Source organism: Burkholderia sp. ABCPW 11 (assembly GCF_001523445.1).
Taxonomy (GTDB): Bacteria; Pseudomonadota; Gammaproteobacteria; order Burkholderiales; family Burkholderiaceae; genus Burkholderia.
Genome location: NZ_LOVM01000017.1, coordinates 161,150 through 185,899, shown reverse-complemented (window position 1 = coordinate 185,899; position 24,750 = coordinate 161,150). Strand labels below are relative to the sequence as shown.

General features: G+C 67.7%; 23 protein-coding genes, 1 tRNA gene, 1 pseudogene and 1 riboswitch. Of the genes and pseudogenes, 16 read left to right on the top strand and 9 right to left on the bottom strand.

What is annotated here, in order from left to right; all coding sequences use genetic code 11:
* Positions 1-152: 152 nt before the first annotated feature.
* Complete coding sequence (locus WS61_RS08020; RefSeq protein ID WP_179949665.1) at positions 153-1,097, top strand: hypothetical protein; 945 nt, start codon at positions 153-155, stop codon at positions 1,095-1,097.
* Positions 1,098-1,175: 78 nt separating this feature from the next.
* On the opposite strand, the gene WS61_RS08015 is transcribed toward WS61_RS08020, so the two are convergent.
* Together WS61_RS08015 and WS61_RS08010 are read right to left on the bottom strand one after the other, a co-directional pair.
* Positions 1,176-1,868: a DUF2968 domain-containing protein gene (locus WS61_RS08015; protein ID WP_059499975.1), complete on the bottom strand. Its 693-nt coding sequence runs from the start codon at positions 1,866-1,868 to the stop codon at positions 1,176-1,178.
* Between the two features lie 115 nt (positions 1,869-1,983).
* Entirely contained in the window at positions 1,984-3,174 is a 1,191-nt protein-coding gene (locus WS61_RS08010) for a gamma-glutamyl-gamma-aminobutyrate hydrolase family protein (protein WP_059499974.1), read from the bottom strand.
* A 271-nt stretch (positions 3,175-3,445) separates the two neighbouring features.
* Between WS61_RS08010 and WS61_RS08005 the strand changes: the two genes are divergently transcribed.
* The 8 genes from WS61_RS08005 (at position 3,446) to WS61_RS07970 (ending at position 11,454) form a co-directional block, all read left to right on the top strand.
* A complete protein-coding gene (locus WS61_RS08005) occupies positions 3,446-4,126 on the top strand; it encodes a GntR family transcriptional regulator (RefSeq protein WP_059499973.1) in 681 nt (226 codons plus the stop codon).
* 6 nt (positions 4,127-4,132) lie between these two features.
* Positions 4,133-5,509: an amidase gene (locus WS61_RS08000; RefSeq protein ID WP_059499972.1), complete on the top strand. Its 1,377-nt coding sequence runs from the start codon at positions 4,133-4,135 to the stop codon at positions 5,507-5,509.
* A 147-nt stretch (positions 5,510-5,656) separates the two neighbouring features.
* Positions 5,657-6,169: a disulfide bond formation protein B gene (locus tag WS61_RS07995; RefSeq protein ID WP_059499971.1), complete on the top strand. Its 513-nt coding sequence runs from the start codon at positions 5,657-5,659 to the stop codon at positions 6,167-6,169.
* Positions 6,170-6,798: 629 nt separating this feature from the next.
* Positions 6,799-7,803: a xanthine dehydrogenase accessory protein XdhC gene (gene xdhC, locus WS61_RS07990; RefSeq protein ID WP_059499970.1), complete on the top strand. Its 1,005-nt coding sequence runs from the start codon at positions 6,799-6,801 to the stop codon at positions 7,801-7,803.
* Positions 7,804-7,821: 18 nt separating this feature from the next.
* Positions 7,822-8,847, top strand: a complete 1,026-nt coding sequence (locus WS61_RS07985; protein WP_059499969.1) for an adenosine deaminase — start codon at positions 7,822-7,824, stop codon at positions 8,845-8,847.
* 27 nt (positions 8,848-8,874) lie between these two features.
* On the top strand, positions 8,875-9,216 hold the full coding sequence (locus tag WS61_RS07980) for a hypothetical protein (RefSeq protein ID WP_257127197.1): 342 nt from the start codon (positions 8,875-8,877) through the stop codon (positions 9,214-9,216).
* A 16-nt stretch (positions 9,217-9,232) separates the two neighbouring features.
* On the top strand, positions 9,233-10,552 hold the full coding sequence (gene guaD / locus WS61_RS07975; protein ID WP_059499968.1) for a guanine deaminase: 1,320 nt from the start codon (positions 9,233-9,235) through the stop codon (positions 10,550-10,552).
* Between the two features lie 113 nt (positions 10,553-10,665).
* A riboswitch (yybP-ykoY riboswitch) is annotated at positions 10,666-10,803 on the top strand.
* Positions 10,804-10,881: 78 nt separating this feature from the next.
* Entirely contained in the window at positions 10,882-11,454 is a 573-nt protein-coding gene (locus tag WS61_RS07970) for a TMEM165/GDT1 family protein (protein WP_059499967.1), read from the top strand.
* A gap of 74 nt (positions 11,455-11,528) precedes the next feature.
* Here WS61_RS07970 and WS61_RS07965 read toward each other — a convergent pair whose 3' ends face one another.
* Positions 11,529-12,230, bottom strand: coding sequence for a DUF4136 domain-containing protein (locus WS61_RS07965; protein WP_059499966.1), 702 nt, complete (start codon positions 12,228-12,230; stop codon positions 11,529-11,531).
* A 187-nt stretch (positions 12,231-12,417) separates the two neighbouring features.
* Here WS61_RS07965 and pepN point away from each other — a divergent pair, with 187 nt between their 5' ends.
* From pepN to WS61_RS07950, 3 genes are all read left to right on the top strand, one after another.
* Positions 12,418-15,111 (top strand): aminopeptidase N, encoded by a 2,694-nt coding sequence (gene pepN, locus WS61_RS07960; RefSeq protein WP_059499965.1) that lies wholly within the window; start codon positions 12,418-12,420, stop codon positions 15,109-15,111.
* A gap of 283 nt (positions 15,112-15,394) precedes the next feature.
* Positions 15,395-16,408, top strand: coding sequence for a class 1 fructose-bisphosphatase (locus WS61_RS07955; protein ID WP_006485729.1), 1,014 nt, complete (start codon positions 15,395-15,397; stop codon positions 16,406-16,408).
* Between the two features lie 206 nt (positions 16,409-16,614).
* A tRNA-Thr gene (locus WS61_RS07950) sits at positions 16,615-16,690 on the top strand.
* 167 nt (positions 16,691-16,857) lie between these two features.
* Here the strand turns inward: WS61_RS07950 and WS61_RS07945 are convergent.
* Positions 16,858-17,094, bottom strand: coding sequence for a hypothetical protein (locus WS61_RS07945; RefSeq protein WP_059499964.1), 237 nt, complete (start codon positions 17,092-17,094; stop codon positions 16,858-16,860).
* A gap of 446 nt (positions 17,095-17,540) precedes the next feature.
* Between WS61_RS07945 and WS61_RS07940 the strand changes: the two genes are divergently transcribed.
* The gene (locus WS61_RS07940) at positions 17,541-17,795 is read left to right on the top strand and encodes a GlsB/YeaQ/YmgE family stress response membrane protein (RefSeq protein WP_006476609.1); all 255 of its coding nucleotides are present in this window, start codon (positions 17,541-17,543) and stop codon (positions 17,793-17,795) included.
* Positions 17,796-17,969: 174 nt separating this feature from the next.
* Here WS61_RS07940 and WS61_RS35565 read toward each other — a convergent pair.
* From WS61_RS35565 to WS61_RS07930, 3 genes and pseudogenes are all read right to left on the bottom strand, one after another.
* A pseudogene (locus WS61_RS35565) lies at positions 17,970-18,341 on the bottom strand (exo-alpha-sialidase); the annotation flags it as partial.
* 1 nt (position 18,342) lies between these two features.
* Positions 18,343-20,706 carry a TonB-dependent receptor gene (locus WS61_RS07935; RefSeq protein ID WP_059499963.1) on the bottom strand — a complete coding sequence of 788 codons (2,364 nt, stop codon included), beginning with the start codon at positions 20,704-20,706 and terminating at the stop codon, positions 18,343-18,345.
* A 128-nt stretch (positions 20,707-20,834) separates the two neighbouring features.
* Entirely contained in the window at positions 20,835-21,227 is a 393-nt protein-coding gene (locus WS61_RS07930) for a DUF2946 domain-containing protein (RefSeq protein WP_059499962.1), read from the bottom strand.
* A gap of 240 nt (positions 21,228-21,467) precedes the next feature.
* Here WS61_RS07930 and WS61_RS35165 point away from each other — a divergent pair, with 240 nt between their 5' ends.
* Positions 21,468-21,572, top strand: a complete 105-nt coding sequence (locus tag WS61_RS35165) for a chorismate mutase (RefSeq protein ID WP_162499609.1) — start codon at positions 21,468-21,470, stop codon at positions 21,570-21,572.
* A 223-nt stretch (positions 21,573-21,795) separates the two neighbouring features.
* On the top strand, positions 21,796-22,389 hold the full coding sequence (locus WS61_RS07925) for a chorismate mutase (RefSeq protein ID WP_059499961.1): 594 nt from the start codon (positions 21,796-21,798) through the stop codon (positions 22,387-22,389).
* Positions 22,390-22,418: 29 nt separating this feature from the next.
* Here the strand turns inward: WS61_RS07925 and WS61_RS07920 are convergent, their stop codons facing one another.
* Complete coding sequence (locus WS61_RS07920; protein ID WP_059499960.1) at positions 22,419-23,546, bottom strand: exonuclease domain-containing protein; 1,128 nt, start codon at positions 23,544-23,546, stop codon at positions 22,419-22,421.
* A 141-nt stretch (positions 23,547-23,687) separates the two neighbouring features.
* Positions 23,688-23,891, bottom strand: coding sequence for a cold-shock protein (locus WS61_RS07915; RefSeq protein ID WP_059499959.1), 204 nt, complete (start codon positions 23,889-23,891; stop codon positions 23,688-23,690).
* A 393-nt stretch (positions 23,892-24,284) separates the two neighbouring features.
* On the opposite strand from WS61_RS07915, the gene WS61_RS07910 reads away from it, so the two are divergent.
* On the top strand, positions 24,285-24,551 hold the full coding sequence (locus WS61_RS07910) for a hypothetical protein (RefSeq protein ID WP_034206682.1): 267 nt from the start codon (positions 24,285-24,287) through the stop codon (positions 24,549-24,551).
* Positions 24,552-24,750: the final 199 nt, after the last annotated feature.

Genomic DNA, 24,750 nt, shown 5'->3' with positions numbered 1-24,750 from the left:
TATCCGTCTCGTACACGTCGCCCCGAAACGGGTACGAGAATCAGATTGATCTGATCGACCGGCATTCGCCTGCCGACCACAATGCAGGATTTGCTACGACATTTCCGCGCCGCGCCGGCACGGTCGCCCGTATCGCACGGCGTACTCTTTTCATGACCCCATTGCCTCTCGTCCCGGTCGAAGGCGCGCTCGCCCGCCCGCGCGCCACCCCGCTCGATCACGTCCCGCCGTTCGGCCGCGAATGGCGACTCCCCGGTGCGCCCGACACACGGCCCGGCAGGACCTGCCTCGCGACACTGACGACGTCCTGCATCGATGTCGACCGGCCACACCACGCGTGCCGATGGCAACCGCTGCCTGCGGTGGTATCGCTGCCGGCTTCGGTCGGGGTGGCCGTCACGCCGGCTACGGCAGCCACCCGTCGCGTGCGCCGCCCTCACGACCGGCGCGCGATCTACGCCGTCTGCTGGAGCATCGGCGCACTCGGCATCATCGGCGGGCTGATCGGCGCGTACGACCCGCCTGCGGGGTTCGGTCCTGCATACGCGACGCAAGCAGCCGGCAGTTCGGCCGATGTCGTCGCAACATCGACCGGCACGATTCACGCCGCTACGGCACGACCTGGTACGTCGACGCACGTCATACCGCAGCGCAACGTGGCGACGCCTGTCGCGAACACGATCGGACCGCTGCCAGCCACGCATCGCATCGCAGTTCGCCCGGCGTCGCTTCACCCGCAAGCGGCGGCCGACGCGCGGCAGGTCCACCCTGCCTCGCCACGTCGGGCAACCAGCCCGCGCGCAACGAAAGCACCGCCCCGCACACCGGTCGTGCCGCGGCTGGCCGCACATCCGTCGGCCCAGCGCAGCGCGCGCCCCACCGGCACACCCGATCGACTCGCTCCCCCGCCGCGTCTGGCAGACACGCGCGATACCCGCGACTCGCTCGACGATCCGGCCACGTTGATTGCCATGGCGAACGCGCTGCGCGCCACCCAGCCCGCGCGCCCGGCGCCGCCGCCCGCGGCCGGTTTCGACTGGACGTCGCAACTATCGCACCGTCGCGTGACCGACGCGCCGGACGCGTTCGCTCACTGACGCCCGCGCAATAAAAAACCCGGCGAAGATCGCTTCGCCGGGTTTTTGCTCGTCTCGCTCCGTCCGTTCGACGAATCGTTACTTGTGCGCGGGCAGCCCCGTCTCGGTCTGCTTCTCGAGTTGCCGCACCTGCTCCTGCAGATCGCGCAACTGCAACTGCGCAGCCCGCTTCTCGACCTGCAGCGCCTGTGCCTGCTCCTGCGCCGACTTCTGCCGCTGCGCGACTTCGGCCTGCTGGCTGCGCGCGATGCTCAAGTCGGCCTGCAACTGCTGCGCACGATTCGCCTGCAGCGCGATCACGCGTTCGAGAAATGCCTTCTGCGCCTGCAGCTCGGTCCGGCGGATCTCGATATCGGCAAGCTGCGCCGTCTGCTGGACGAAGTTCGCGTACACCATCTCCGCGCGGTTCTTTTCCTGCGAACGGATCACGCGCCACAGGTTCTTGTCCTGGAACAGCGCGACGTAGTACGTCATCTCCCGCGGATCGAACATCAGGCTCGCGCCGTAGCTGCCGTTGTACGTCGTGCGCATCTCGACGATCCGGCCGTCGTGCAGCAGTTGCGTCAGCTCGGCGACGTTGCCTTGCGCGGCGGCGTCCGTCGCGGCCGATGCCGCCGGCTGCGCGCCGCCGCTCAGGCTCGTGACCGCCGGACGCGTACCGGCGGCAGGTGCGGTCGCATCGGCGGACCAGGCCGTGCCCGCTTGTGCGCAGGCAACCAGCGCGACGATCCACGTCGCGCATCGTGCAGGGAAGAAGTTTCGGAAAGCCAACGTCAGACTCCGGCGAACGAATCGGAACTCGCGATTATCGTTCAAAACGAAACGGCCGCATCTCGAATTTATCGGAATGCGGCCGGCCGTCGTGCGACGCGAAAAATGCCGCGTACTACAGACGCGTTTCGCGCGCCGCGCGCAGGAACGCATCGAGCAGCGGCGTGCAGTCGAGCAGTTCCGAGCCGCCCGCGCGATGAAACTCCGGATGCCACTGCACGCCGACGACGAACGGCGAACGCCGATGGCGAATGCCTTCGATGATCCCGTCGCCGGCCGACACGGCCTCGATGTTCAGATCGCGGCCGAGATCGCGGATCGCCTGGTGGTGTATCGAGTTGACGATCGCTTCGCTGCGCCCCGGGAACATGCTCGCGAGCGTCGACGAGTCGGGGAAGCGGATCGCGTGGCGATGCTGGTCGTAATGCTCGCTCACGTGCGCGTTCGCGGTCGGCACGTCGGTGGCGATGTCCTGGTACAGCGAGCCGCCGAACGCGACGTTGATCAGCTGGCAGCCGCGACACACGCCGAGCACGGGTTTGCCGGACTCGACGAATTCGTGCAGCAGTTCGAGCTCGTACATGTCGCGCACGCGATCGCCCGGCCATTCGGGGCGCGCATCCGACGCCGCGTAGGTCTGCGGCGACACGTCGGCGCCGCCTTGCAGCAGCAGGCCGTCGAGATGCTTCGCGTAATCGCGCAGGCGGATGTTGCTCGGATGGATCATGCCTTGATGGCCGACCGTCGGAATCATGAACACGAGCACGTCGCGCGACATCACCCAGTGGGCGATCGACTCCTCGAGATACTGCAACGTCTTGCCGCGCAACCCCTTCGCGCCCGGCTCCGGATGGAAGATCCGCGCCGACACGCCGATGCGCAGCGTGCGCTGCGTGATGCGCTGGCCGGCACGGTCGAACAGCCGTCGCGCGCGGGCCGCGACGATCCGGCCGAACACCGACCACGGCGTGTCGCTCTGCTTCAGGTAGGCCGGCGGCGCATTCTGCGCGTTCGCGGGCGGTGGCCGGGGCGTGTCGAAATCGGGCGGCGCGCCGAAGCCGGGCGGCGGCGAGCCGGGCTTCGGCGGCGCGGCCGAGGCGGCGCCATCACCGACGGCGCCCGCCGCGCCGGGCGCACCCGGCTCGGATGCGGCCGTGACGGGCGACGCACCGTCGTCGGCGACGTTCTCCGCGGCGGCCTGCGTGGCCGGCGCAGCGGGCGTTTTCGCCGGATCGGGACGGGGGGAATCGGAAGAAGCGGAAGAGGTGCCGGGCAGACCGGCCGGAGAAGGCGTGTTTTCGCTCATGACGATGGTCTGATGCGTCGCTCGCGCGTAGGGATAGACGAGGATTCATTATGCTTCAGTGCACGATCGCGCGGCAAACCGGCAACATCCTGTCGATATTGTTGCAAGTCGTTGGCCAGTCGTACCGGAGAGCGGCTCGGTCACGCGCCCGCCTCGTATCGACCATGCTGGACATCGCTGATATATCACAATAATATCCAGAGATCGTTCATCCTTTCCGAGCCATCCGCGCCATGATCGCGCCCCTTCCGGCCCTTGCGCCGCACCCCGTGTGAGCACCCTCACCGACGTCGCCCGCGACCGCGCCGCCGCGTCGCCGGCCAGCCTCGCCGAGCGCGCGTACGCGCTGATTCAGCGGGACATCATCACGATGCGCCTGAAGCCGGGCGCCGCGCTCAACGAAGCCGATCTCGTCGCCCGCACGGGGATCGGCCGCACACCGGTGCACCAGGCCGTGCATCGGCTCGTGCTCGAAGGGTTGCTGTCCGTGATGCCGCGCAAGGGCTTGATGGTGCAGCCGCTGTCGCTCGACGACATCGTCGCGGTGATCGACGTGCGGCGCATCAACGAAGCGCACTGCGCCGAACTCGCCGCGCGCCATGCGACGCCCGACGATCTCGCGCGCCTGGCCGCGCTGCTCGACGACGGGCAGGCCTGCGTCGACACGCACGACGTCGAGGGCATGATGGCGCTCGACCGCGCGTTTCATCAGACGATCGCCGCGGCCGCGCGCAACGCGGTGCTCGCCGACATCCTGCGCGCACTGCACGATCGTTCGCTGCGCTTCTGGTTCGTCACGCTGTCCGAACCGCACCATCTCGCAGACGTCCAGCACGAGCACCGCGCGCTGTTCGATCGGCTGTCCGCACGCGACGCCGCCGGCGCGCGCGCAGCCGTCGAACGCCATATCGATTCGTTTCGCTCCACGCTTCTTCAACATCTTCGCCCCTGAGCCGCCATGACCACTTTCACGCCCTTCCCCCCGCTCGCCCAGCTCGCCGCCGATCTCGCCGCCGGCCGGACCACGAGCCGCGCGCTCGTCGACACCGCACTCGACCGGATCGCCGATCCGTCGGGCCAGGGCGCCGTCGTCTTCACCGAAGTCGATGCGGACAACGCCCGCGCGGCCGCCGACGCACACGACCGGCTGCGCGCCGCGGGCACCGTGCTGTCGCCGCTCGCGGGCATTCCCGTGTCGGTCAAGGACCTGTTCGACGTCGCGGGCCAGGTCACGCGCGCGGGTTCGCGCGTACTCGACGGCGCGCCGGCCGCGCGCACCGATGCGGTCGCCGTCGCGCGGCTCAAGCGTGCGGGCGCGGTGCTGGTCGGCCGCACCAACATGAGCGAGTTCGCGTTCTCGGGGCTCGGGCTGAATCCGCACTTCGGCACCCCGCGCTCGCCGTATCATCGCGACGTGCCGGGCGATGCACGGATTTCGGGCGGCTCGTCGTCGGGTGCGGCCGCATCGGTCGCCGACGGGATGGCTGCGGTCGCGCTCGGCACCGACACCGGCGGCTCGATCCGCATTCCGGCCGCGCTGTGCGGGCTGACGGGCTTCAAGCCGACCGCGAGCCGGATTCCGACGCAAGGCGGCGTGCCGCTGTCGACGACGCTCGACTCGTTCGGCCCGATCGGCCTGACGGTCGCGTGCTGCGCGCTCGTCGACCGGATGCTCGCGGGGCTCGAGCCGCACTTGCCGGCTGCCCGGCCGCTCGAGGGCGTGCGGCTCGGCGTGCTGACGAACTACGTGACGGACGGCGTCGATGCCGACGTCGCGGCCGCGCTCGACACCGCGCTCAAGCATCTCGAAGCCGCCGGCGCGATCGTCACCGAAGTGCGCTTCCCCGCGCTCGACCGGTTGCCGGAGATCAACCGTTTCGGCTTCTCGCCGATCGAAGCGTACGCATGGCATCGCCCGCTGCTCGCCACCCATCGCGACCGGTACGACCCACGCGTGCTGACGCGGATCCTGAAGGGCGAGCCCGCGACGGCCGCCGACTATCTGGACCTGCTCGCCGCACGCGCCGCGATGCTCGACGAGGCCGCGCACACGGTCTGGTCGCGCTTCGATGCGCTCGTCGCGCCGACGGTGCCGGTCGTGCCGCCGCGCATCGCCGAACTCGAAACGGACGACGACGCGTTCACGCGTACCAACGCGCTGATCCTGCGCAACCCCAGCGCATTCAACTTCCTCGATGCATGCGGGCTGTCGCTGCCGTGCCATCCGCGCGATGCCGCGCCGGTCGGCCTGATGCTCGCGGCGGCGCCGCATCGCGACGATGCGCTGCTCGCGATCGGCCAGTCGGTCGAAGCCGTGCTGAACACGATCCGCTGACCGCGCCAGCCGGTGGCCAGCCGTTCGCCGGCGGCCCGCGCGCGGTGCGGCAGGGTGCCGCACGCGCGCCGTCAGTTTCGTGCCAGACCGTTCGCGCTAAAATCGCGCGATTGTTTTCCGGACCGACCGACGAGGAACCCCGCCGACATGAACGACTACACGCTTGCACTACGCCGCGAACGCCGCCTGCTGATGCTGCTCGGATGGGTGTGCATCGCCCTGCTGGCCGGCGCGCTGTACCTGCAGTACGTGAAGAACGAAGACCCGTGCCCGCTGTGCATCATCCAGCGCTACTTCTTCTGCGCGATCGGGATCTTCGCGTTCCTGGCCGCGGGGATCCGCAACTGGCGCGGCATCTGGGTGCTCGAACTGCTGATCGCGATCGCCGCGGCCGGCGGCGTCGCCACGGCCGCGCGACACCTGTCGATCCAGATGAATCCGGGCTTCAGCTGCGGCTTCGACACGCTGCAGCCGATCGTCGACAGCCTGCCGCCCGCGCAGTGGTTCCCCGGCATGTTCAAGGTCGCCGGGCTGTGCGAGACCGTCTACCCGCCGATCTTCGGCATCCTGCTGCCCGGCTGGGCGCTGATCGGCTTCGCCGTGATCCTGATCGCGGTCGTCGCGAGCCTCTGGCGCCATCGCCGCAAGCTCGCGAGCTGACCGGCCGGCCGTTTTGCCGGTCCACGGCCTGCGCGGCCCGGCCGAATGAATGGGTCGTGCGGCGCCGGCGAGTCGCCACCCGGTCGCGGCGGGCGCCTGCGCCGGCCTCGCCCGGTCGTCGCGCGTAAACACCTACCCCGCCGCCGCCCGGATCGCCGAGCCGGCGTGCGTCGCGCAATCGCCGCGCTCGCGCCCGTCACACGGGCGTTTCGGCCCGATGTGCATGCCTCGGCGCCCCGATCCCGCGCAGCGGGCCTATGATCGACATGGTCGCCGCCTGATAGCCCGGATCACCGCCCGCCCATGTTCCCGCCGCGTGGCGGTGCTATCTTCGGGACTGGATGGCGATCTACGTGCGCGAGGCCAGGCGGTCTCACCGCTGCCTGCGTAACGCGCGCCCGATCCGCAATGTCGACTGGATTCATCATGACAACGCAAACCATCCGCATCCGTCACCCTCATGGCGTCCGCGCGTCCGGCGGCGCCGTTCGCGCACGCCGTCGGTCCCCGGCCGCCGCACCGCATCGGCCGTGCAGCCGGGCTGCCCCGCTCACGTCCGTCCTCGTTGCCGCCGCGCCCGCCAGCCCGCGCCGCGTGTCGTGCCGCGTCGTCCCGAACGGAGCGTGCTGATGGAAGCCTGGCTCGGCGATCTGCAGCAACTGCTCGCGCACGGCGAAGCGGCCGTGCTCGTGACGGTCGCGCACACCGACGGCTCCGCGCCGCGCGAGGCCGGCACCAAGATGCTCGTCACGCGCGACACGGCACGCCATACGATCGGCGGCGGTCATCTGGAATGGAAGGCGATCGAGATCGCGCGGCACCTGCTGAAGGACGGCGCGCACGTGCCGCACGCACGCCGGCTCGAGCGGCTCGCGCTCGGCCCGAGCCTCGGGCAGTGCTGCGGCGGCGCCGTGGTGCTCGCATTCGAGCGGCTCGACGTCGGCGATCTCGGCTGGATCATGTCGCTCGCGAAGCGCGTCGCGGCCGGCGCCGCGACCGTCCGTAGCGTATCATTCGGCCCCTCGCCGGGCGCGCCGCTGTTGAGCGAGCCCGAATCGGAAGCCGCGCGCGCCGACTGCCTGCTGTGGGAAACCGGCGGCGTATCGCTGATGACCGAAACGATCGCCCCGTACGCGTTCCCCGTCATGCTGTTCGGCGCCGGGCACATCGGCACCGCGCTCGTGAAGGTGCTGGCGACGCTGCCGTGCCACGTGCGCTGGATCGACCGGCCCGATGCGGTATTCCCGCCGGCCGACGCGCTCGCCGGCATCGGCAACCTCGCGATCGACGCGGCCGCTTCCCCGGCGGACGCGGTCGATGCAGCGCCGCCGCAGTCCTACTTCGTCGTGATGACGCACGACCACGCACTCGATTTCGCGCTGGCCGAGCGCATCCTGCGACGCGGCGACTATGCATACTTCGGGATGACCGGCTCGCACACGAAACGCGCGCAGTTCGATCATCGCCTCGCCGCGATCGGCATCGACCCGGCCCAGCTCGCGCGGATGCGCTGCCCGATCGGCGTCGAAGGCATCGTCGACAAGGCGCCCGAAGTGATCGCGATCTCGGTGGCCGCGCAGTTGCTGCAGGCCGTCGAGGCGAATGCGTCCGCGCAGGCTTCCCCATCCTACTGACCGACCAAGAACGACGCCATGACCCCGACATTCAAGGACAAGATTGCCCGCGCACCGAAAGCGGAACTGCATATCCATATCGAAGGTTCGCTCGAGCCCGAGCTGATCTTCGCGCTCGCGCAGCGCAACGGCGTGAAGCTCGCGTACGATTCGATCGATGCGCTGCGCGCCGCGTACGCGTTCACCGACCTGCAATCGTTCCTCGACATCTACTACGCCGGCGCGAGCGTGCTGCTCACCGAGCAGGATTTCTACGACATGACGGCCGCGTACTGCGAACGCGCGCTCGCCGACAACGTCGTCCATACCGAACTGTTCTTCGACCCGCAGACGCACACCGAGCGTGGCGTGCCGATCGAGACGGTCGTCGCGGGCATCGAGCGCGCACTCGCCGATGCCGAACGACGCGGGCTGTCGAGCAAACTGATCCTGTGCTTCCTGCGCCACCTGTCCGAAGAAGATGCGCTCGCGACGTTCGAATCCGCATTGCCGCTGTTCGAACGCTATCGTCATCGCCTGATCGGCGTGGGCCTCGATTCGTCGGAGCTCGGCCATCCGCCGACGAAGTTCGCACGCGTGTTCGAGAAGGCGCGCGCGCTCGGGCTGAAGCTCGTCGCGCACGCCGGCGAGGAAGGTCCGCCCGCGTATATCTACGAAGCACTCGACGTGCTGAAGGTCGACCGGATCGACCACGGCGTGCGCAGCATCGAGGATGCGGCGCTCGTCGAACGCCTCGCGAAGACGCGCACGGCGCTCACCGTCTGCCCGCTGTCGAACCTGAAGCTGTGCGTGTTCGACGACATGGCGAAGCATACGCTGAAGGCCCTGCTCGACCGTGGCGTGGCGGTGACGATCAATTCCGACGATCCGGCCTATTTCGGCGGCTACGTCAACGAAAACTACTTCGCGACGGCCGAAGGGCTGCAACTCACGGACGCCGAAGTCCATGCGGTGATCCGCAACGGCTTCGAGGCGTCGTTCATCGAGCCGGCGCAGCGCGACGCACTGTACGCGCGCCTCGACGCTTACTGGAAGGCCGCGTGACGACCCGCATCGAGGAACGCTAGACGGATGAAACACGGCAACGACATTCGCTTCGCGATCGCCGGTTCGGCCTGGCGCCGGGCCGGCCGGCTGCGTGCAGGCGGAGCGACCGTGCAGCGCGTCGTCGCCTGCTTGCACCGGCCGTCGCGGCTTGCCGTGCCGTTCGCCGTCGTACCGGATGCGGGCGCACCGGTTGCGGACGCAACGGCCGCGAGGTGCGCGGGCAACCACTCGTTGGCGGCTCCGGCCGCCACGTTCACCCGCGCCGTTGCCCCGGCCGTGCCGCACGTCGCGTGCCGCCGCCGCTCGCGAAGCACCGTCCCGCCGCCATGCGGCGTCGATCGCCTTCTTCCGTTCGCCTTACCTTGATGCAGGACCTTTCGTCATGACGCAAACCGCTTTCCGTTCCCAACTGCTGACCTTCAACGGCGACCCGGCGCAATCGAGCCAGGCCGCGAACTACGAGACCGACGGACTCCTGATCGTCGACGCCGGCAAGGTCGTCGCGGCCGGCCCGTATGCACGGCTCGCCGCGACGCTTGCGCGCGACGCGGTGGTCCACGACCTGCGCGACAAGCTGATCGTGCCCGGCTTCATCGACACGCACATCCACTATCCGCAGACGGACATGATCGCGTCGCCGGCCCCGGGCCTGTTGCCGTGGCTCGACAAGTACACGTTCCCGACCGAGCGCCAGTTCGGCGACCCCGAGCATGCGCGCGAAGTCGCCGAGTTCTTCGTCGACGAACTGCTCGCGTGCGGCACGACGAGCGCGCTCGTCTACTGCACGGTGCACAAGCAGTCGGCCGATGCGCTGTTCGCGGCGAGCGACGCACGCGACCTGCGGATGATCGCGGGCAAGGTGCTGATGGACCGCAACTGCCCCGAATTCCTGCGCGACACCGCGCAATCGGGCTATGACGACAGCGCCGAGCTGATCGACCGCTGGCACGGCAAGGGGCGCCAGATGTACGCGCTCACGCCGCGCTTCGCGCCGACGTCGACCGAGGCGCAGCTCGAGGCGTGCAGCGAACTCGCGCGCCGCCATCCGGACGTGTTCGTGCAAAGCCACGTCGCGGAAAACGTCGACGAGGTGAAATGGGTGGCCGAGCTGTTCCCCGGCCACCGCAGCTATCTCGACATCTACGACCGCTACGGGCTGCTGCGTCCGCGCGCGGTGTACGGCCACTGCATCCACCTCGACGACGAGGATCGCCGCCGGATGGCCGAGACGCGCACCGTCGTCGCGCACTGCCCGACGTCGAATTTCTTCCTCGGCAGCGGGCTGTTCGATTTCGACAAGGCCGGCGAATACGACGTGCCCGTCACGCTCGCGACCGACGTCGGCGGCGGCACGTCGTTCTCGATGCTGCAGACGATGAACGAGGCGCACAAGGTCGCGCGGCTGTCGGGCCATCATCTGACCGCCACGCGGATGTTCTGGCTCGCGACGGCCGGCGCCGCGCAGGCGCTCGACCTCACGGACACGGTCGGCACGCTCCAGCCGCGCACCGAAGCCGATTTCGTCGTGCTCGACCCGCAGGCGACGCCGCTGCTCGCGCGCCGCACGAAGCGCGCGGATTCGCTCGAGGAACTGCTGTTCGCGTTCGCGCTGCTCGGCGACGACCGCGCGGTGTACCGCACCTATGCGGCCGGCGAACTCGTGCACGAGCGCGGCGCCGCTCGCCGCCCCACCGCCGCGTAACGCCCGGCGGGCACGCCGTTCCGGCAGCGCGGCAGCTTCGCCGCCGTGCATGCCGGCGATCGAATGCATGGCGGCCGGACCGCTTTCCCGCGTGCAATGCGCCGTGCTAGAATTCGCCGCTCATTGGGGAGTAGCCGCTCCGCTCGATGTCCCGCGCCACCGGCGCGCATCGTGACGGAGGCGTCCGTCAACAGACTTGGCCGTTCGGCCATGGCGGGCGCAGCCACGTTGGCCTGGCGAGACCGATGGTTCACAGCGCGCCGCATCAGGGCCCGGCGCGCGGTGGATCGTCGCTCGCACGCACAACAACGGCCCGTGGAACCCCATTCGTGTCTCAAGCCTTCCTGATCTCCACCGGCGCCGTCGCCCTCGCTGAAATCGGCGACAAGACCCAACTGCTTTCCCTCGTCCTGGCTGCGCGCTATCGCAAGCCGATGCCGATCATTCTCGGCGTGCTCGTCGCGACGCTCGTGAATCACGGGTTCGCCGGTGCGCTCGGCGAATGGCTGGGCGTACTTGTCACGCCGTCGATCATGCGTTGGGCGCTCGCGTTCTCGTTCATCGCAATGGGGCTGTGGATTCTCGTGCCGGACAAGCTAGACGAGGACGAAGCCAATGCGACCCGCTCGCGGCTCGGCGTGTTCGGCGCGACGCTCGTCGCGTTCTTCCTCGCCGAAATGGGCGACAAGACGCAGATCGCGACCGTTGCGCTGGCGGCGCGCTTCCAGGATTACATCGGCGTCGTGGCCGGCACGACGTTCGGAATGATGCTCGCGAACGTGCCGGCGATCCTGCTCGGCGACCGCTTCGCGCACCGTCTGCCGACGAAGCTCGTGCACGGCATCGCGGCCGTGCTGTTCGTCGTGCTCGGCGTGCTGGCGCTGCTGGGTATCGGGGTTTGACGCAGGTTTGACGCCCGCTCGATGCAGGCGAGCGAGCGGCGCGGCCGCGCGGCCGCGCCCGTACCGCGATCGCGTTACTTCGCGACCGCCGCGCCCGACGCCGGGGCCGCCGGCACCGCGCGCTCGTTGGCGGCCGGCGCGGCCGGCCCGCCGCGCTTGTCGACCGGCAGCCGCACGGTGCGGATCGCGCCGTTCGACAACGGGAAATCGGCGAGCGCGCTGCGCGCGAGGAACGGCATCGCGTACAGCAGCGCGCCGTTGTCGCCGGTGGTGCGCGCGGTCACGTTGTAGACCTCCTTGCCGGTCGCGCGCTCGGTGATCCGGATGCCGAGCGTGTAATCGAACACCTGGTAGGTCTGCGCGACATAGCCGGCCGGCATCCCGCCCCATGGCCCCCACGGGCCCCACGGCCCGCCCCGCCAGTACGGCCCCGGCCCCATGAACCACGGGTCGTAGTAGACCGGCTGCGGCACCGTCACCAGATCGCTGCCGACGCCGTACGTCAGGCCGACCAGATAGCGCGCCTGCGCGGCCGGCACCTGGCGGAACGCGTACACAGACAATTCGTTCGCGACGATCGGCTCGTAGGTCGACTGCTCGATGCTGTGCTTCTGCGCGTCGGTGCGCGTGAAGGCGTAAGTGCGTGTCGCGTCGCTGCCGCTCCAGTCGGAGAAGGCCGTGACCTGCGTCGTCACGTAGCTCGTGCAGCCCGCCAGCAGCGCCACGCACAGCACCGCAACCCAGCCCGCACCGCGTTGTATCCATTCGCGTTTCATGTCGATCCTCGTCGATCCGTCACCCGCTCGTCGCACCGCGCGAAGCGCACGGGATGCCGATAATACGCGGACTCCCGGAAGCGGTAAAAAGTTCGCAGCGGCACGCGGCGGCAAGCCTTTGTACAATGGCCCGGTTCGCCCGGCCCGCGCCGCGGGCCCGATCCCCACTCCACCGATCTCGACGACCATGTCCGACAACGCCTCCTCCACCGTGATCCGCCGCGCCGACTACACGCCGCCGGCCTTCCTCATCGATGCCGTTGCACTCGAATTCGATCTCGCGCCGGCCCGCACGATCGTCAGGAATACGATGCGCGTGCGCCGCAATCCGGACGCCGCGCCCGCGCCCCACCTGGAACTGATGGGCGAGGCGCTCGAATTCCTCGGCGCGCGGCTGAATGGCGCGCCGCACGGCGCGGTGCGCGCGCACGAACACGGCCTGACGGTCGAGAACGTGCCCGAGGCGTTCGAGCTGACGCTCGAAAGCGCGTGCGCTCCCGATCAGAATACGACGCTGTCGGGCCTCTACGTGTCGAGCGGCAACTTCTTCACGCAGTGCGAAGCCGAAGGCTTTCGCCGCATCACCTACTTCCTCGACCGCCCCGACGTGATGGCGTCGTACACCGTCACGCTGCGTGCCGACAAGGCCGCGTACCCGGTGCTGCTGTCGAACGGCAACCTCGTCGATTCGGGCGACCTGCCCGACGGCCGCCACTTCGCGAAATGGGAAGACCCGTTCCGCAAGCCGAGCTACCTGTTCGCGCTGGTCGCGGGCAAGCTCGTCGCGATCGAGGAAACGATCACGACCGGCTCCGGCAAGGAAAAGCTGCTGCAGGTGTGGGTCGAACCGGCCGATCTCGACAAGACGCGCCACGCGATGGATTCGCTGATCCACTCGATCCGCTGGGACGAAAAGCGCTTCGGTCTCGAGCTCGATCTCGACCGCTTCATGATCGTCGCGGTCGGCGATTTCAACATGGGCGCGATGGAAAACAAGGGGCTCAACATCTTCAACACGAAGTACGTGCTGGCGAACCCCGAGACCGCGACCGACACCGATTTCGCGAACATCGAGTCGGTGGTCGGCCACGAGTACTTCCACAACTGGACCGGCAACCGCGTGACCTGCCGCGACTGGTTCCAGTTGAGCCTGAAGGAAGGCCTGACGGTGTTCCGCGACCAGGAATTCTCGGCCGACATGGCCGCGGGCGACGACGTCGAATCGGCGGCCCGCGCGGTGAAGCGCATCGAGGACGTGCGCGTGCTGCGCCAACTCCAGTTCGCCGAGGATGCCGGCCCGATGGCGCACCCGGTGCGCCCGGAGAGCTACGTCGAGATCAACAACTTCTACACGATGACGGTCTACGAGAAAGGCTCGGAAGTCGTGCGGATGTACCAGACGCTGTTCGGCCGCGACGGCTTCCGCAAGGGGATGGATCTCTACTTCAAGCGCCACGACGGCCATGCGGTGACCTGCGACGACTTCCGTCACGCGATGGCCGACGCGAACGGGCGCGACCTCGCGCAATTCGAGCGCTGGTACAGCCAGGCCGGCACGCCGCGCGTGTCGGTGCGCACTGCGTACGACGCGGCCGCGCGCCGCTATACGATCACCCTCGCGCAAGGCTACGGCGACGCGTCTCCGGCCGCGCGCGAAACGCAGCAGGGGCCGCTGCTGATCCCGTTCGCGATCGGCCTGATCGGCCGCGACGGCCGCGACCTGCCGCTGCGTCTGGACGGCGAAGCCGCCGCATCGGGCACGACGCGCGTGCTCGAGTTCACCGATACCGAGCAGACCTTCACGTTCGTCGACGTGCTGGAAGCGCCGCTGCCGTCGCTGCTGCGCAACTTCTCGTCGCCGGTGATCGTCGAGTACGACTACAGCGACGACGATCTCGCGTTCCTGCTCGCGCACGACAGCGATCCGTTCAACCGCTGGGAGGCCGGCCAGCGCCTCGCGACACGCGCGCTGCTGACGCTCGCCGCACGTGCCGCCGCCGATGCGCCGCTCGCGCTCGGCGAGAATTTCGTCGCCGCGTTCCGTCGCGTGCTGACCGATGAAAGCCTGTCGCCGGCATTCCGCGAACTCGCGCTCACGCTGCCGTCGGAGACCTATCTCGCCGACCAGATGGCCGAGGCCGACCCGGCCGCCGTGCATCGCGCGCGCCAGTTCGTGCGCCGCCAGCTCGCGAGCGCGCTGCGCGCCGACTGGCTCGCCGCATACGAACGGCACCAGACGCCCGGCGCCTATGAGCCGACGCCGGAAGCCTCGGGCCGCCGCGCGCTGAAGAACCTCGCGCTCGCGTATCTCGCCGAACTCGACGATCCGGCCGATGCCGTGCGCCTCGCCACGGCCCAGTACGACGCGGCGAACAACATGACCGATCGCGCGGCTGCGCTCGGCGCGCTGCTGTCCGCGGCCGCCGCGGGCGCGAACGGGCCGGCCGAGCACGCGCTCGACGACTTCTACCGTCGCTTCGAGAAGGAGGCGCTCGTGATCGACAAGTGGTTCGCGATGCAGGCGGCGCAACGCGGCACGCCCGCGCAGCCGACGCTCGCGAAGGTGCGCAAGCTGCTCGCGCACCCCGCGTTCAACCTGAAGAATCCGAACCGTGCGCGCTCGCTGATCTTCAGCTTCTGCGCGGCCAACCCCGCGCAATTCCACGCGGCGGACGGTTCGGGCTACGCGTTCTGGGCCGAACAGGTGCTCGCGCTCGACGCGATCAACCCGCAGGTCGCGGCACGCCTCGCGCGCTCGCTCGAACTGTGGCGCCGCTTCACGCCGACGCTGCGCGACCGGATGCACGAAGCGCTCGAACAGGTCGCCGCCGGCGCGAAATCGCGTGACGTGCGCGAGATCGTCGAGAAAGCGCTCGCGTAAGTCGGGCGATCGACGCTGTCGCGTCCGCGCGATCGAGCCGGCGCCGCCCGACGCGGCGCCGGCTTTTTTATTGCGCGTGCCCGTCCTGAAAGCAGACGCACGCGCGGGGTCGGACCGCGCGGCGTCCCTGCGTCGCGATGCGCGCCCCGCCGTCATCGCCGCCCGACCCCGGCCCGATTCGGCGGCCCGGCCATGTAACCGGACGAAAAAAGCCGGCGGCATCGGAAGCGCGACGGGTAAAATTGCGGCCATTCAAGGATTCTTTGGCCTTTCGGAGTCTGTCATGTCCATTGCCCGCCGCACCACGCTGTCGAAGTTCCTGATCGAACAGCAACGTGAGACCAACAACCTCCCCGCCGACCTGCGCCTGCTGATCGAAGTCGTCGCCCGCGCGTGCAAGGCGATCAGCTACAACGTGTCGAAGGGCGCGCTCGGCGAGGCGCTCGGCACCGCCGGCAGCGAGAACGTCCAGGGCGAAGTGCAGAAGAAGCTCGACATCCTGTCGAACGAAATCCTGCTCGACGCGAACGAATGGGGCGGCAACCTCGCCGCGATGGCGTCGGAAGAAATGGAAACGTTCTTCCCGATCCCGGCGAACTACCCGCGCGGCGAATACCTGCTCGTGTTCGATCCGCTCGACGGCTCGTCGAACATCGACGTGAACGTGTCGATCGGCACGATCTTCTCGGTGCTGCGCTGCCCGGACGGCAAGCAGGCGACCGAAGAATCGTTCCTGCAGCCCGGCACGCAGCAGGTCGCGGCCGGCTACGCCGTCTACGGCCCGCAGACGGTGTTCGTGCTGACGACCGGCAACGGCGTGAACTGCTTCACGCTCGATCGCGAAGTCGGCTCGTGGGTGCTCACGCAGAGCAACATGCAGATCCCGGCCGATACGCGCGAATACGCGATCAACGCGTCGAACGCCCGCCACTGGTACGACCCGGTCAAGCGCTACGTCGACGAACTGAACGCCGGCAAGGACGGCCCGCGCGGCGACAACTTCAACATGCGCTGGATCGCGTCGATGGTGGCCGACGTGCACCGGATCCTGAATCGCGGCGGCATCTTCATGTATCCGGCCGACAAGCGCACGCCCGATCGTCCGGGCAAGTTGCGCCTGATGTACGAAGCGAACCCGATGTCGTTCATCGTCGAACAGGCGGGCGGCGCCGCGACGACCGGCACGCAGCGCATCATGGAAGTGCAGCCGACCGGCCTGCACCAGCGCGTGCCCGTGTTCCTCGGCTCGAAGAACGAAGTCGAGCGCGTGACCGGCTATCACGACGAAGCAAAATAATTGCACTGCAGCACTGGACGGAGGCGCGAGACATCAGTACAATCGCGCCTTCGCGATGTGGCCCTAACGGGTCGCGTCGCAGTGAAGTGAAAGCGGAAAGTCCGCCGGATCGAGGGTTTCGCGAAGCAGCCGCAGCAAGCTGAAAAAAATTCGCAAAACCTATTGCCAAGATCGCGGATTTCACCATATAATTTCATTTCTATGCTGCCGGTGTAGCTCAGTTGGTAGAGCAGCGCATTCGTAATGCGAAGGTCGTAGGTTCGACTCCTATCTCCGGCACCAAGACATAAAGGTCTGACAAGCATCGCTTGTCAGACCTTTTCTCTTTTCCGGCGCCGAAATCCTGAAGTCGTTCGACGACGCCCCGCCCGATCGCCGCTTACGCCGCGCGCGATCACATGCGCGTTCGGCAACCGCGCACGTAGCCTTGCTCGTTGCCGATCGTCGCGTCAGCCGTTCTCCACACAACCTCGCTGACGCATCGACACGACGTTTCCACGCACGCGACGGCCACCAGCGATCGCATCGCCCCTCGCGGTGCGCAGCGTCACGGTCTGCGCGGCGGCCATGGCGACGATGGCCAACTGGCCGACCTCGACGGCGCACTCAACGGCACCGTCCATCTCGGGCTCGGGCGCGACGCACGCACCGACGACATGGCCGCCACGGTCGATCTCCCGCTCCACCGCACACCACGACCGAATCCCGTCCTTCAGGATACCGAACGATGACGGACATCGGATATGAGCGCCCTACGCCGATCCGCGCCACACGATGCCCCGGATCGGCGAAGCGGCGAGTCGTGCCGCCTCGCCCGTTTTGCACTGCTTTCGATCGAGGCGAGCGGCGATGCGCGACGGTCGCGCGACTGATTGCGACGCAGCCGACGGACTCCAGCGGCGGCCAATCCTTACAAATCCATTTCGCCAAGCGTGGGCGCACGAATCGTGCCCTACGCAGACAAATCCCCTTGGCAAATCTGCTTAAGGGTGCATAACATTACTTAACGATCCTGACCCGTCTATCGCGTTACATTGCGTGGGCGGCGCGGCGGTCGCAGCCGCTTTCAGTTTTTCGGCGTGCGGCAGCCGACGCGCGGTCATTTCGACTCAACCCCAAGGAGAGGACCACCATGACTCATGGCTTGATTATGTGGCTCATCATCGGCGCGATCGCCGGCTGGCTTGCCGGCTTGCTCGTGAAGGGCGGCGGCTTCGGGCTGATCGTCGACATCATCGTCGGCATCGTCGGCGCGGTCATCGGCGGCTGGCTTGCCGGACTGCTCGGCATCAGCATCGGCAGCGGCTTCATCGGCTCGGTGATCGTCGCGGTCATCGGCGCGGTGATCCTGCTGTTCGTGATCCGGCTATTCAGGCGAGCGGCCTGACGTTTCTCTCCCCACGCGCCTTCGGGCGCGTTTTCGCATCGGGCCGGCGCGCGGCCGGCTCCGTCAGCGTTGCGTTTGCTGCCGCCAACCATCGAGCACGCCGGCCGCCAGCAATCCCCTTCGCGCACACCTTCGCGCCCGATCGATACGGTGCGCGGCATCCCCTCTTCATCCCGCATCGAGCGGCATCGACCACGATACGTATACCGCACGCCGGTCCGGGCTCGTCGCGCGCTTCGGGCGATTGTCGGCGCGCGTGTAGATCCGCTCCGGCACCGTGTAGACGGTGACGGGCGCGGACAGCGTGCGGCCCGCATCGTCGCGTGGGTCGACGACATGAGCACCGTCGACCCAGGCGACCCAAAGCGGGCACCGCGCGTCGAACGCGGCGCCGGTCGCGAGCGGCTGCCTCCTGCGCAGACGCGGCCTGCATGCTCATATGCGCGGCGACCGGATCGGCGGCCTCGGCCCACCGTGCGCGTCGGCGGGTGACAGCGCCGCCAACCACGGCGCACGGTCTGCCGCGAACGATTTCACAGCGACGATTTCACAGCGACCATTTCAGTTCTCCATAGAAAGTGCGGCCCGGATACGGGTGGAACGTGTAGTAGCGGCGGTCCGTCAGGTTATCGATGCCGGCCGACGCGCTCCAGTGACGATCGAAGCGGTAGCGCGCCTTCAGATCGACGACCGTGAACGAACTCGTCCCGCCGTAGACGTCCGGATTCACGTCGCTGTTGTCGAGCGTGTTGAACTGGCGTCCCGAATAGCGCACGCCGACGCTCGCGAGCCAGTGCTCGTCGAAGCGATACGACGCGAGCAGGTTCGCGCGCATGCGCGGAATGCGCGGGAAACGCGAACCGACGTAGGCCGGGTTCGCGGCATCGGCGAGAATCTGCGCGTTGCTCGCCGATACGTTCGCATCGACGTTGAACCCGTGCAGCCCGACGTTCTCGCCGCTGAACGCGAGTTCGACACCGCGCACGCGTACGCGGTCGACGTTCGAGATGTTCGTGACGGTCGTCGCGCCCGACACCGTCGTCTGGCTGTAGATCGAATCGCGCAGGTCGCTCTGGAACACGCTGGCACGCACGACGCCGACGCCCACGTCGCGCTCGGCGGTGAAATCCCAGTCGATCGCCTTTTCCGGCCGCAGGTTCGGGTTGTTGTTGACGATCGCGTTGTTCGAAATCGTGCCCTGGAACAGTTCGCCGACCGTCGGGAATCGCGTGCCGGTCGCGAACGACAGCCGGAAACGCCAGACCTCGGTCGCATCCCACTGCAGCGCGACTTTCGGCGACAGCGCATTCGCGCTGCGGTCCGCATAGCCGAGCGTGCCGTTCGCGTTGCCGAGCGCGCCGCCGTACGCATCCCAGCGCTCGTAGCGCAGCCCGAGCGTCGCCAACCAGCCCGGCGCGAAACGCCACGTGTCCTGCCCGAACAGCGCCTGCGTGCGCGTGTCGCCGCGATAGACGCTCGCGAGCGACGTGGTCGGCCCGGCCAGCCAGTCAGCCGTGTTGTACGTGACGTTGCGCAGGAAGTAGTTGTCGTAGTGATAGCCGAACGTGAACGCATGCCCCCTCACTTCGGGCGCCTCCGCCTTCAGGTCGAGCGTGCGCCAGCCGGTGCCGTCGCCCTGGAACAGCGTGCCCGCGCCGCCCTGCACGGTCGAGGCCGCGCGCAGCACGTCGCGCGAGACGTCGTACGCCGACACGACGCCCGACAGCCGCCAGCCGGAATCGAGCCGGCCGTTCAGCCCGAGCGCATACAGCCAGTTCTCCTGGTCGCCACGCTGCGGCGCGAAGGCGTTCGGCGCGACGGTCATGTTCCGGCCGCCGATCGACACGTTGCCGCCGTAGACCGGATGGCCGGCCGCATCGCGCAGGAAGGTCTCGCCGTGCTGCCGGTAATGGTTCTCCCAATGCCCGAGCGTCAGCGTCGCATCGACATGATCGGTGAACGCATAGCCCATCCGGACCGTCTCGTTGAGCTGCTCGGTCCGCTCGATCGTCTGTGCGCCGACGATCGTCCGCGGCTTGCCGTTGGGTCCGATGTCGGTCGCGGCGCCCGTCACGGGCACGGCGGCACCCAGTTTCGGGTTGTAGGCCGAATTGGGGCTCGCATACTGCATCGGCTGTCCGTCGTTCTCCAGCCGGTCGAGCGACAGCGCGAACCAGAACCGGCCGACGCGGTTCGCGATTCGCGCGGTCTGATGATTGCCGCCGAAGCTGTCCGCGAACCCGTAGCCGTCGTGGTAGCGCTGCGTAAAGAACTGCGTCGACAGCGACGCCTCGAGCCGTTCCGGGCGGCGCGTGGTGAGCAGCACGGTCGAGCCGATCGCATTGCCCGGATACAGCGCGGAAAAAGGGCCATAGAGCACGTCGACGCGCGCGATGTCGTCGGGCGGAATCAGCGACCAGCGCGGCGGATACGCATAGCTCGACCCGAGCAGGTTCGACAGCAGCACGCCGTCGGCATAGACGAGCCCGCGCGCGCTCTGCAATTCGTTGAAGTCGCGGCCCGCGAATATGCTGTTGCGGTCGCCGATGTAGCGCTTGCGAACCATCAGGTTCGGCGCGTACTTCAGCGCGTCCTCGGTGGTGACGTTGGTGTGCGCATCGATCTGCTCGCGCGTGATCGACGTGACGACGGCCGGCGTATCCGGGTCGACCGGTTGCCGTTGCGCGGTCACGCTGACGGCGGTCAGCGTATCGCCGGCCGGTGCGGCCGACGCAGCGACGCCAGCGGCAGCCGGTGCGGCGGTGGCGGGACGGCCGATGCCACCGCTGCGGGCGGCTTCCGCGCGTCCATCGTCCATCGAAGCCGCGTGAGCGGCCGGCCATGCGAAAGCGGCCGCGCATGCAAGCGCGAGCCGGCCGCGCGACGGCCGCGCGGCAAGAGTAGACGACATGAGTGAGTTCCTGAAAACGTGATCGGACGCCGCCGGACACGAGCGCGCGAGCCGCGCACGAACGGCGCGACGCGCGGACCCAGGCCGCGGGCGGCTCGCGCGCCACCGGGGCGCGCGGACGACATCAATCAGACCGGAACGTTTTCAGGCGGGGCGCGCGGCTGCGCGAGACGGATGCCCTTGCGGCGCACATCGGCAACGATCGGCGCGGCTACCCAATACGCGAACGTGCGCACGAAGCCCGGCATCGCGGGCAGGCTCGTACCCAGCGCGACGTTCGCCGCGAAGCCGGGACAGTACACGCAATGCGGGACGCCGGCATGGTCGAACGACGACGTGTCGCGCTCGTCGCCCGCTTGCGCGAGCACGACCTGACGGGCGCCCGCTGCACTGCACAACTCGAGCGTGAGCGCGCCGCCGGAGCCGCTCGACGCGAGACGCGCGTAGCCGACGACGGGCGACAGTACGTTCAGTACCAGCGCCAGCCATACGAGGCCGATCCATCGCGTCGTTCGTCTCATCGCGGTCCAGAAAAAAGTGCGCGCAAGTATAACAAGCAGTCCGATTGTTGCCGATTGTGCAGCGTGCAATACCGGGCATCGCACCGCGCGTCTGAGCGCATGTGCCGTTAATACAACAGAGACAAAATCTAACGATTCGCCGCTGGCATAAATCCGAGCGCGAGGTTGATAATCATTGCACCTGCTGGAGAAACGATCATGGACGAAAGACCAACTCGCATGCCCCCGCCCGAGCAAGTGATGAGCCCGGATCCGGAACCCGTCGGCGTGGAATTTCTCGCCGAATTGCCCGAGCACGTTCGGGCATTCTTCGACGAGCAGCACAAGCTGTACGCGCCGAAGTGAACGTCAGTTCGGTTCTGTAACCGCCACGTGTCGATCATCGTTATCGTGCGGTTCATTCGTGCGCTTCGCGCGCAATTCGCCTCGCACCCGGGCCGCAACAGCCTGACGGTGCCGGATCAGCTCGCCGGCTGATTCTCCTGTCGCGACGCTGCGCCGCGCGACTGTCTTCGTCTATCCTTCTGGTTTTCCACGTCCGGCCCGCCCGGCTCTCCCGATCGTTCCGATGAAGCAAGCCATTCGTGCCAGCCTCGCTGTCGCCGTGCTCGGCGTCGCCCTCTTTTCGTCTCCTCACATCGCCCGTGCAGACGGCGACGACACCGCCCTCACCAACGTCGTGGCGCTCGCGTCGCAGCGCCTCGCGCTCGCCGAACCGGTCGCGCGATGGAAATGGGCGAATCACAAGGCCATCGAGGACGGGCCGCGCGAAGCGGCATTGCTCACCGCAGTCGAAAAACGCGCCGTCCAGGCCGGCGTCGATCCCGCATTCGCCCGCACGTTCTTCGAGGATCAGATCACCGCAAGCAAGGACGTGCAGAACGCACTGTTCGCGACCTGGCGCACGACGCGGCCGCCGGAAGGCACGCCGCCGGATCTCGCGACCAGCACGCGCCCGGCACTCGATCGGCTGACGCAGAAAATGCTCGCCGGTCTCGCGCAGGTCGCCCCGCTGCGCGATGCGCCCGACTGCCAGGCGCGGCTCGCGCGCAGCATCGCAAACTGGAAGACGCTCACGCGCTACGATTCCACGCAAACGCAGGCGCTCGATACCGCGCTGTCGCATGTGTGCGCCGCCGGCGGAGCCAGCGCGATCGGCTGACGCGGCCGGCGCGGATCGCGCCGTGGCGCTCAGTGCGCCGGCGTCAGTGCCATGAGCGGAATCACTTGCAGGCCGCGCGCGAGATGCGTCTGCAGCAGGCGATGAGTGAAGGGTTCGAACCCGCCACCCGCCGCGTCGGCCACCAGCCGCGCGGCTGCATCGAGCGATTCCGCCGAACCGAGATAGCACCAGCCGTCGATCACATGAAACAGGCGACGCTCGCCGCTCGCCTCGAACGCGACAGCCCCCTCGAACGGCCAGGGCGCACCGCCCCCGCGAGCGGCGTCGGCCGCCGGGCGCCGGTTGTACGACGGGCGCAAGCGGGCGATCCATTGCGCTTCGGCAAGCATCGCCCCCAGCTCGTTGCCGGTCTCGCGCCATTCGACGCGGCGCACCTGCTGCGCCAGCCGCATTTCCTTCGACGAGCGGCGCTCGCCGGTCAACAGCGCGCGCAGCCGCTGCCGTACGCGCACGCTGCGGCCGACATACAGCGCTTCGTCACGCTCGCCGAAGAGCGCATACGCGCCACACCCTGCCGGCGCGGTATCCAGCCAGGCCTCGGTCAGGTCGCCGCCCAAACGGAAGTGGCGTGTCGTCCGCGCGATCTGGTCGCGCAGCCGCTCGAGCGGCACGATGTCGTGCAGTTGGCGCCAGAACTGCCAGAGCAGGTCGGCATCGGCCAGTGCCCGGTGGCGCGCGGCCGGAACGAGCCCATGCCGCTCGATCAACGCATCGAGCCCGTGCCGCGATTCGCGCGGAAACAGCGCGCGCGACAGCCGCACCGTACAGAGCACATCGGGATTGAACGCCAGGCCGGTACGCTCGAATTCGGCGCGCAGGAAGCCGCGATCGAAGCTCGCGTTGTGCGCGACGAACAACTTGCCGTCGAGCCGCTCGAACAGCGCCGGCGCGAGCGACGCGAACGTCGGCGCATCGCGCACCATCGCGTCCGAGATGCCCGTCAGTTGCTGGATGAACGGCGGAATCGCCTGCCCCGGATTGACGAGGCTCGTCCATGTCGACACGCCGAGCGGCCCGATTTCGACCACGCCGATTTCGGTGATCCGGTGGTCGGCGGACGAGCCGCCGGTGGTTTCAAGGTCGACGAAGACGAGCGGCTGCTCACTGGCGGGATCGGACGGACGGGAATCGGACATGAAAAGACAAGGAAACGATGCTTTCATGAGTATGCACCGGCATGCGTACTCGCGGCCAGCCCGGGCCGGTTCGTTCCGTCCCCGGAAAACAAAAAGCCCCCGCGATGCGGGGGCCGGACGTGATCGGCAATGCGAGGCGCGTCAGACCGCCTGGATATTCGCTGCCTGCTTGCCTTTCGGCCCGACTTTGACGTCGAACGAAACACGCTGGTTTTCCTTCAGCGTCTTGAAGCCTTCCATCCGGATTTCGGAAAAGTGCGCAAACAAATCTTCACCACCATTGTCCGACGTAATAAAGCCAAAACCTTTAGCATCGTTAAACCATTTCACGATACCGGTATCCATGTCTTCGTTCCCCACTCGATAAGATCAAAAAAGCTATTTTTATAGCCGTTTCCCGAAATCCCGAAACATCGCGCCAGCACCCGTACCAGCATGCCGCCCGAGGACGGAGTGCTGACTTTATAAATTGGACAATCCGGGTGCGTCAAGAAAATTTTTAGCGATCGCTTTCTCGAAAAGGCGCTAATACCACTGGAATCGGTACACCGTCGCCTTTGATTAATTGATGCGCATCAAAAACCTGTCAATATTACCGGGACCGGATCATCATTAATGCGAGGCGTGAAATTCCTACCGGGGACAAATCGATTCGGTAAAATCCTCGGGTTTTTTCCGGGTTGCAGAAATCCGGGGACGTTGCGATCCTGAATCAACGCCGAAAGGAAGGAGAGGGTCATGTGGTTGGACGGAATCATGCGCTTCGCGAGCCGGCTCGGGCGCGTACGTCGCAAGTCCCGCGCCTTGGCCGAGTCCGCGCGCGAAGCGCCGTGCGACACCGAATTCGATACGACGTGGCACGGCGATCACTGGCAGAACCTGCTCGCATCGCCTCTGGATGCCCGTCACTACGTGATGGAAGATTGGACCTACACGCCGCCGCCGATCGAAGCAGAAGACGCCGCGCCTGCGGGCAAACGCAAGCGCCGCTCGTACACGCCGTAGCGCACCGGGCAGCGGGACAAAAAAAAGCGCGACTGGGAAGTCGCGCCGACAAAGGTTTGGAGATCTTTTCCGTCAACGAAAAAGTCTGCTTCGGAAAGCAGAGATTGCAGTATAGCGAGAGAACTACCTTTCATTATCCATGCCCCACACAAACCTCTATTGCCGATGTGTCAATAATCGCGCTATCGCGACTCCCGCC

Coding starts and splice junctions, on each gene's coding strand:
- WS61_RS07930 (WP_059499962.1), bottom strand. CDS start 21,227: ATGAGACGAACGACGCGATGGATCGGCCTCGTATGGCTGGCGCTGGTA.
- WS61_RS07935 (WP_059499963.1), bottom strand. CDS start 20,706: ATGTCGTCTACTCTTGCCGCGCGGCCGTCGCGCGGCCGGCTCGCGCTT.
- WS61_RS08020 (WP_179949665.1), top strand. CDS start 153: ATGACCCCATTGCCTCTCGTCCCGGTCGAAGGCGCGCTCGCCCGCCCG.
- WS61_RS07980 (WP_257127197.1), top strand. CDS start 8,875: ATGAAACACGGCAACGACATTCGCTTCGCGATCGCCGGTTCGGCCTGG.
- WS61_RS35165 (WP_162499609.1), top strand. CDS start 21,468: ATGAGCCCGGATCCGGAACCCGTCGGCGTGGAATTTCTCGCCGAATTG.
- WS61_RS07910 (WP_034206682.1), top strand. CDS start 24,285: ATGTGGTTGGACGGAATCATGCGCTTCGCGAGCCGGCTCGGGCGCGTA.
- xdhC (WP_059499970.1), top strand. CDS start 6,799: ATGGAAGCCTGGCTCGGCGATCTGCAGCAACTGCTCGCGCACGGCGAA.
- WS61_RS07915 (WP_059499959.1), bottom strand. CDS start 23,891: ATGGATACCGGTATCGTGAAATGGTTTAACGATGCTAAAGGTTTTGGC.
- WS61_RS08000 (WP_059499972.1), top strand. CDS start 4,133: ATGACCACTTTCACGCCCTTCCCCCCGCTCGCCCAGCTCGCCGCCGAT.
- pepN (WP_059499965.1), top strand. CDS start 12,418: ATGTCCGACAACGCCTCCTCCACCGTGATCCGCCGCGCCGACTACACG.
- WS61_RS07955 (WP_006485729.1), top strand. CDS start 15,395: ATGTCCATTGCCCGCCGCACCACGCTGTCGAAGTTCCTGATCGAACAG.
- WS61_RS08010 (WP_059499974.1), bottom strand. CDS start 3,174: ATGAGCGAAAACACGCCTTCTCCGGCCGGTCTGCCCGGCACCTCTTCC.
- WS61_RS07925 (WP_059499961.1), top strand. CDS start 21,796: ATGAAGCAAGCCATTCGTGCCAGCCTCGCTGTCGCCGTGCTCGGCGTC.
- WS61_RS07920 (WP_059499960.1), bottom strand. CDS start 23,546: ATGTCCGATTCCCGTCCGTCCGATCCCGCCAGTGAGCAGCCGCTCGTC.
- WS61_RS07965 (WP_059499966.1), bottom strand. CDS start 12,230: ATGAAACGCGAATGGATACAACGCGGTGCGGGCTGGGTTGCGGTGCTG.
- WS61_RS07995 (WP_059499971.1), top strand. CDS start 5,657: ATGAACGACTACACGCTTGCACTACGCCGCGAACGCCGCCTGCTGATG.
- WS61_RS07940 (WP_006476609.1), top strand. CDS start 17,541: ATGACTCATGGCTTGATTATGTGGCTCATCATCGGCGCGATCGCCGGC.
- WS61_RS07985 (WP_059499969.1), top strand. CDS start 7,822: ATGACCCCGACATTCAAGGACAAGATTGCCCGCGCACCGAAAGCGGAA.
- guaD (WP_059499968.1), top strand. CDS start 9,233: ATGACGCAAACCGCTTTCCGTTCCCAACTGCTGACCTTCAACGGCGAC.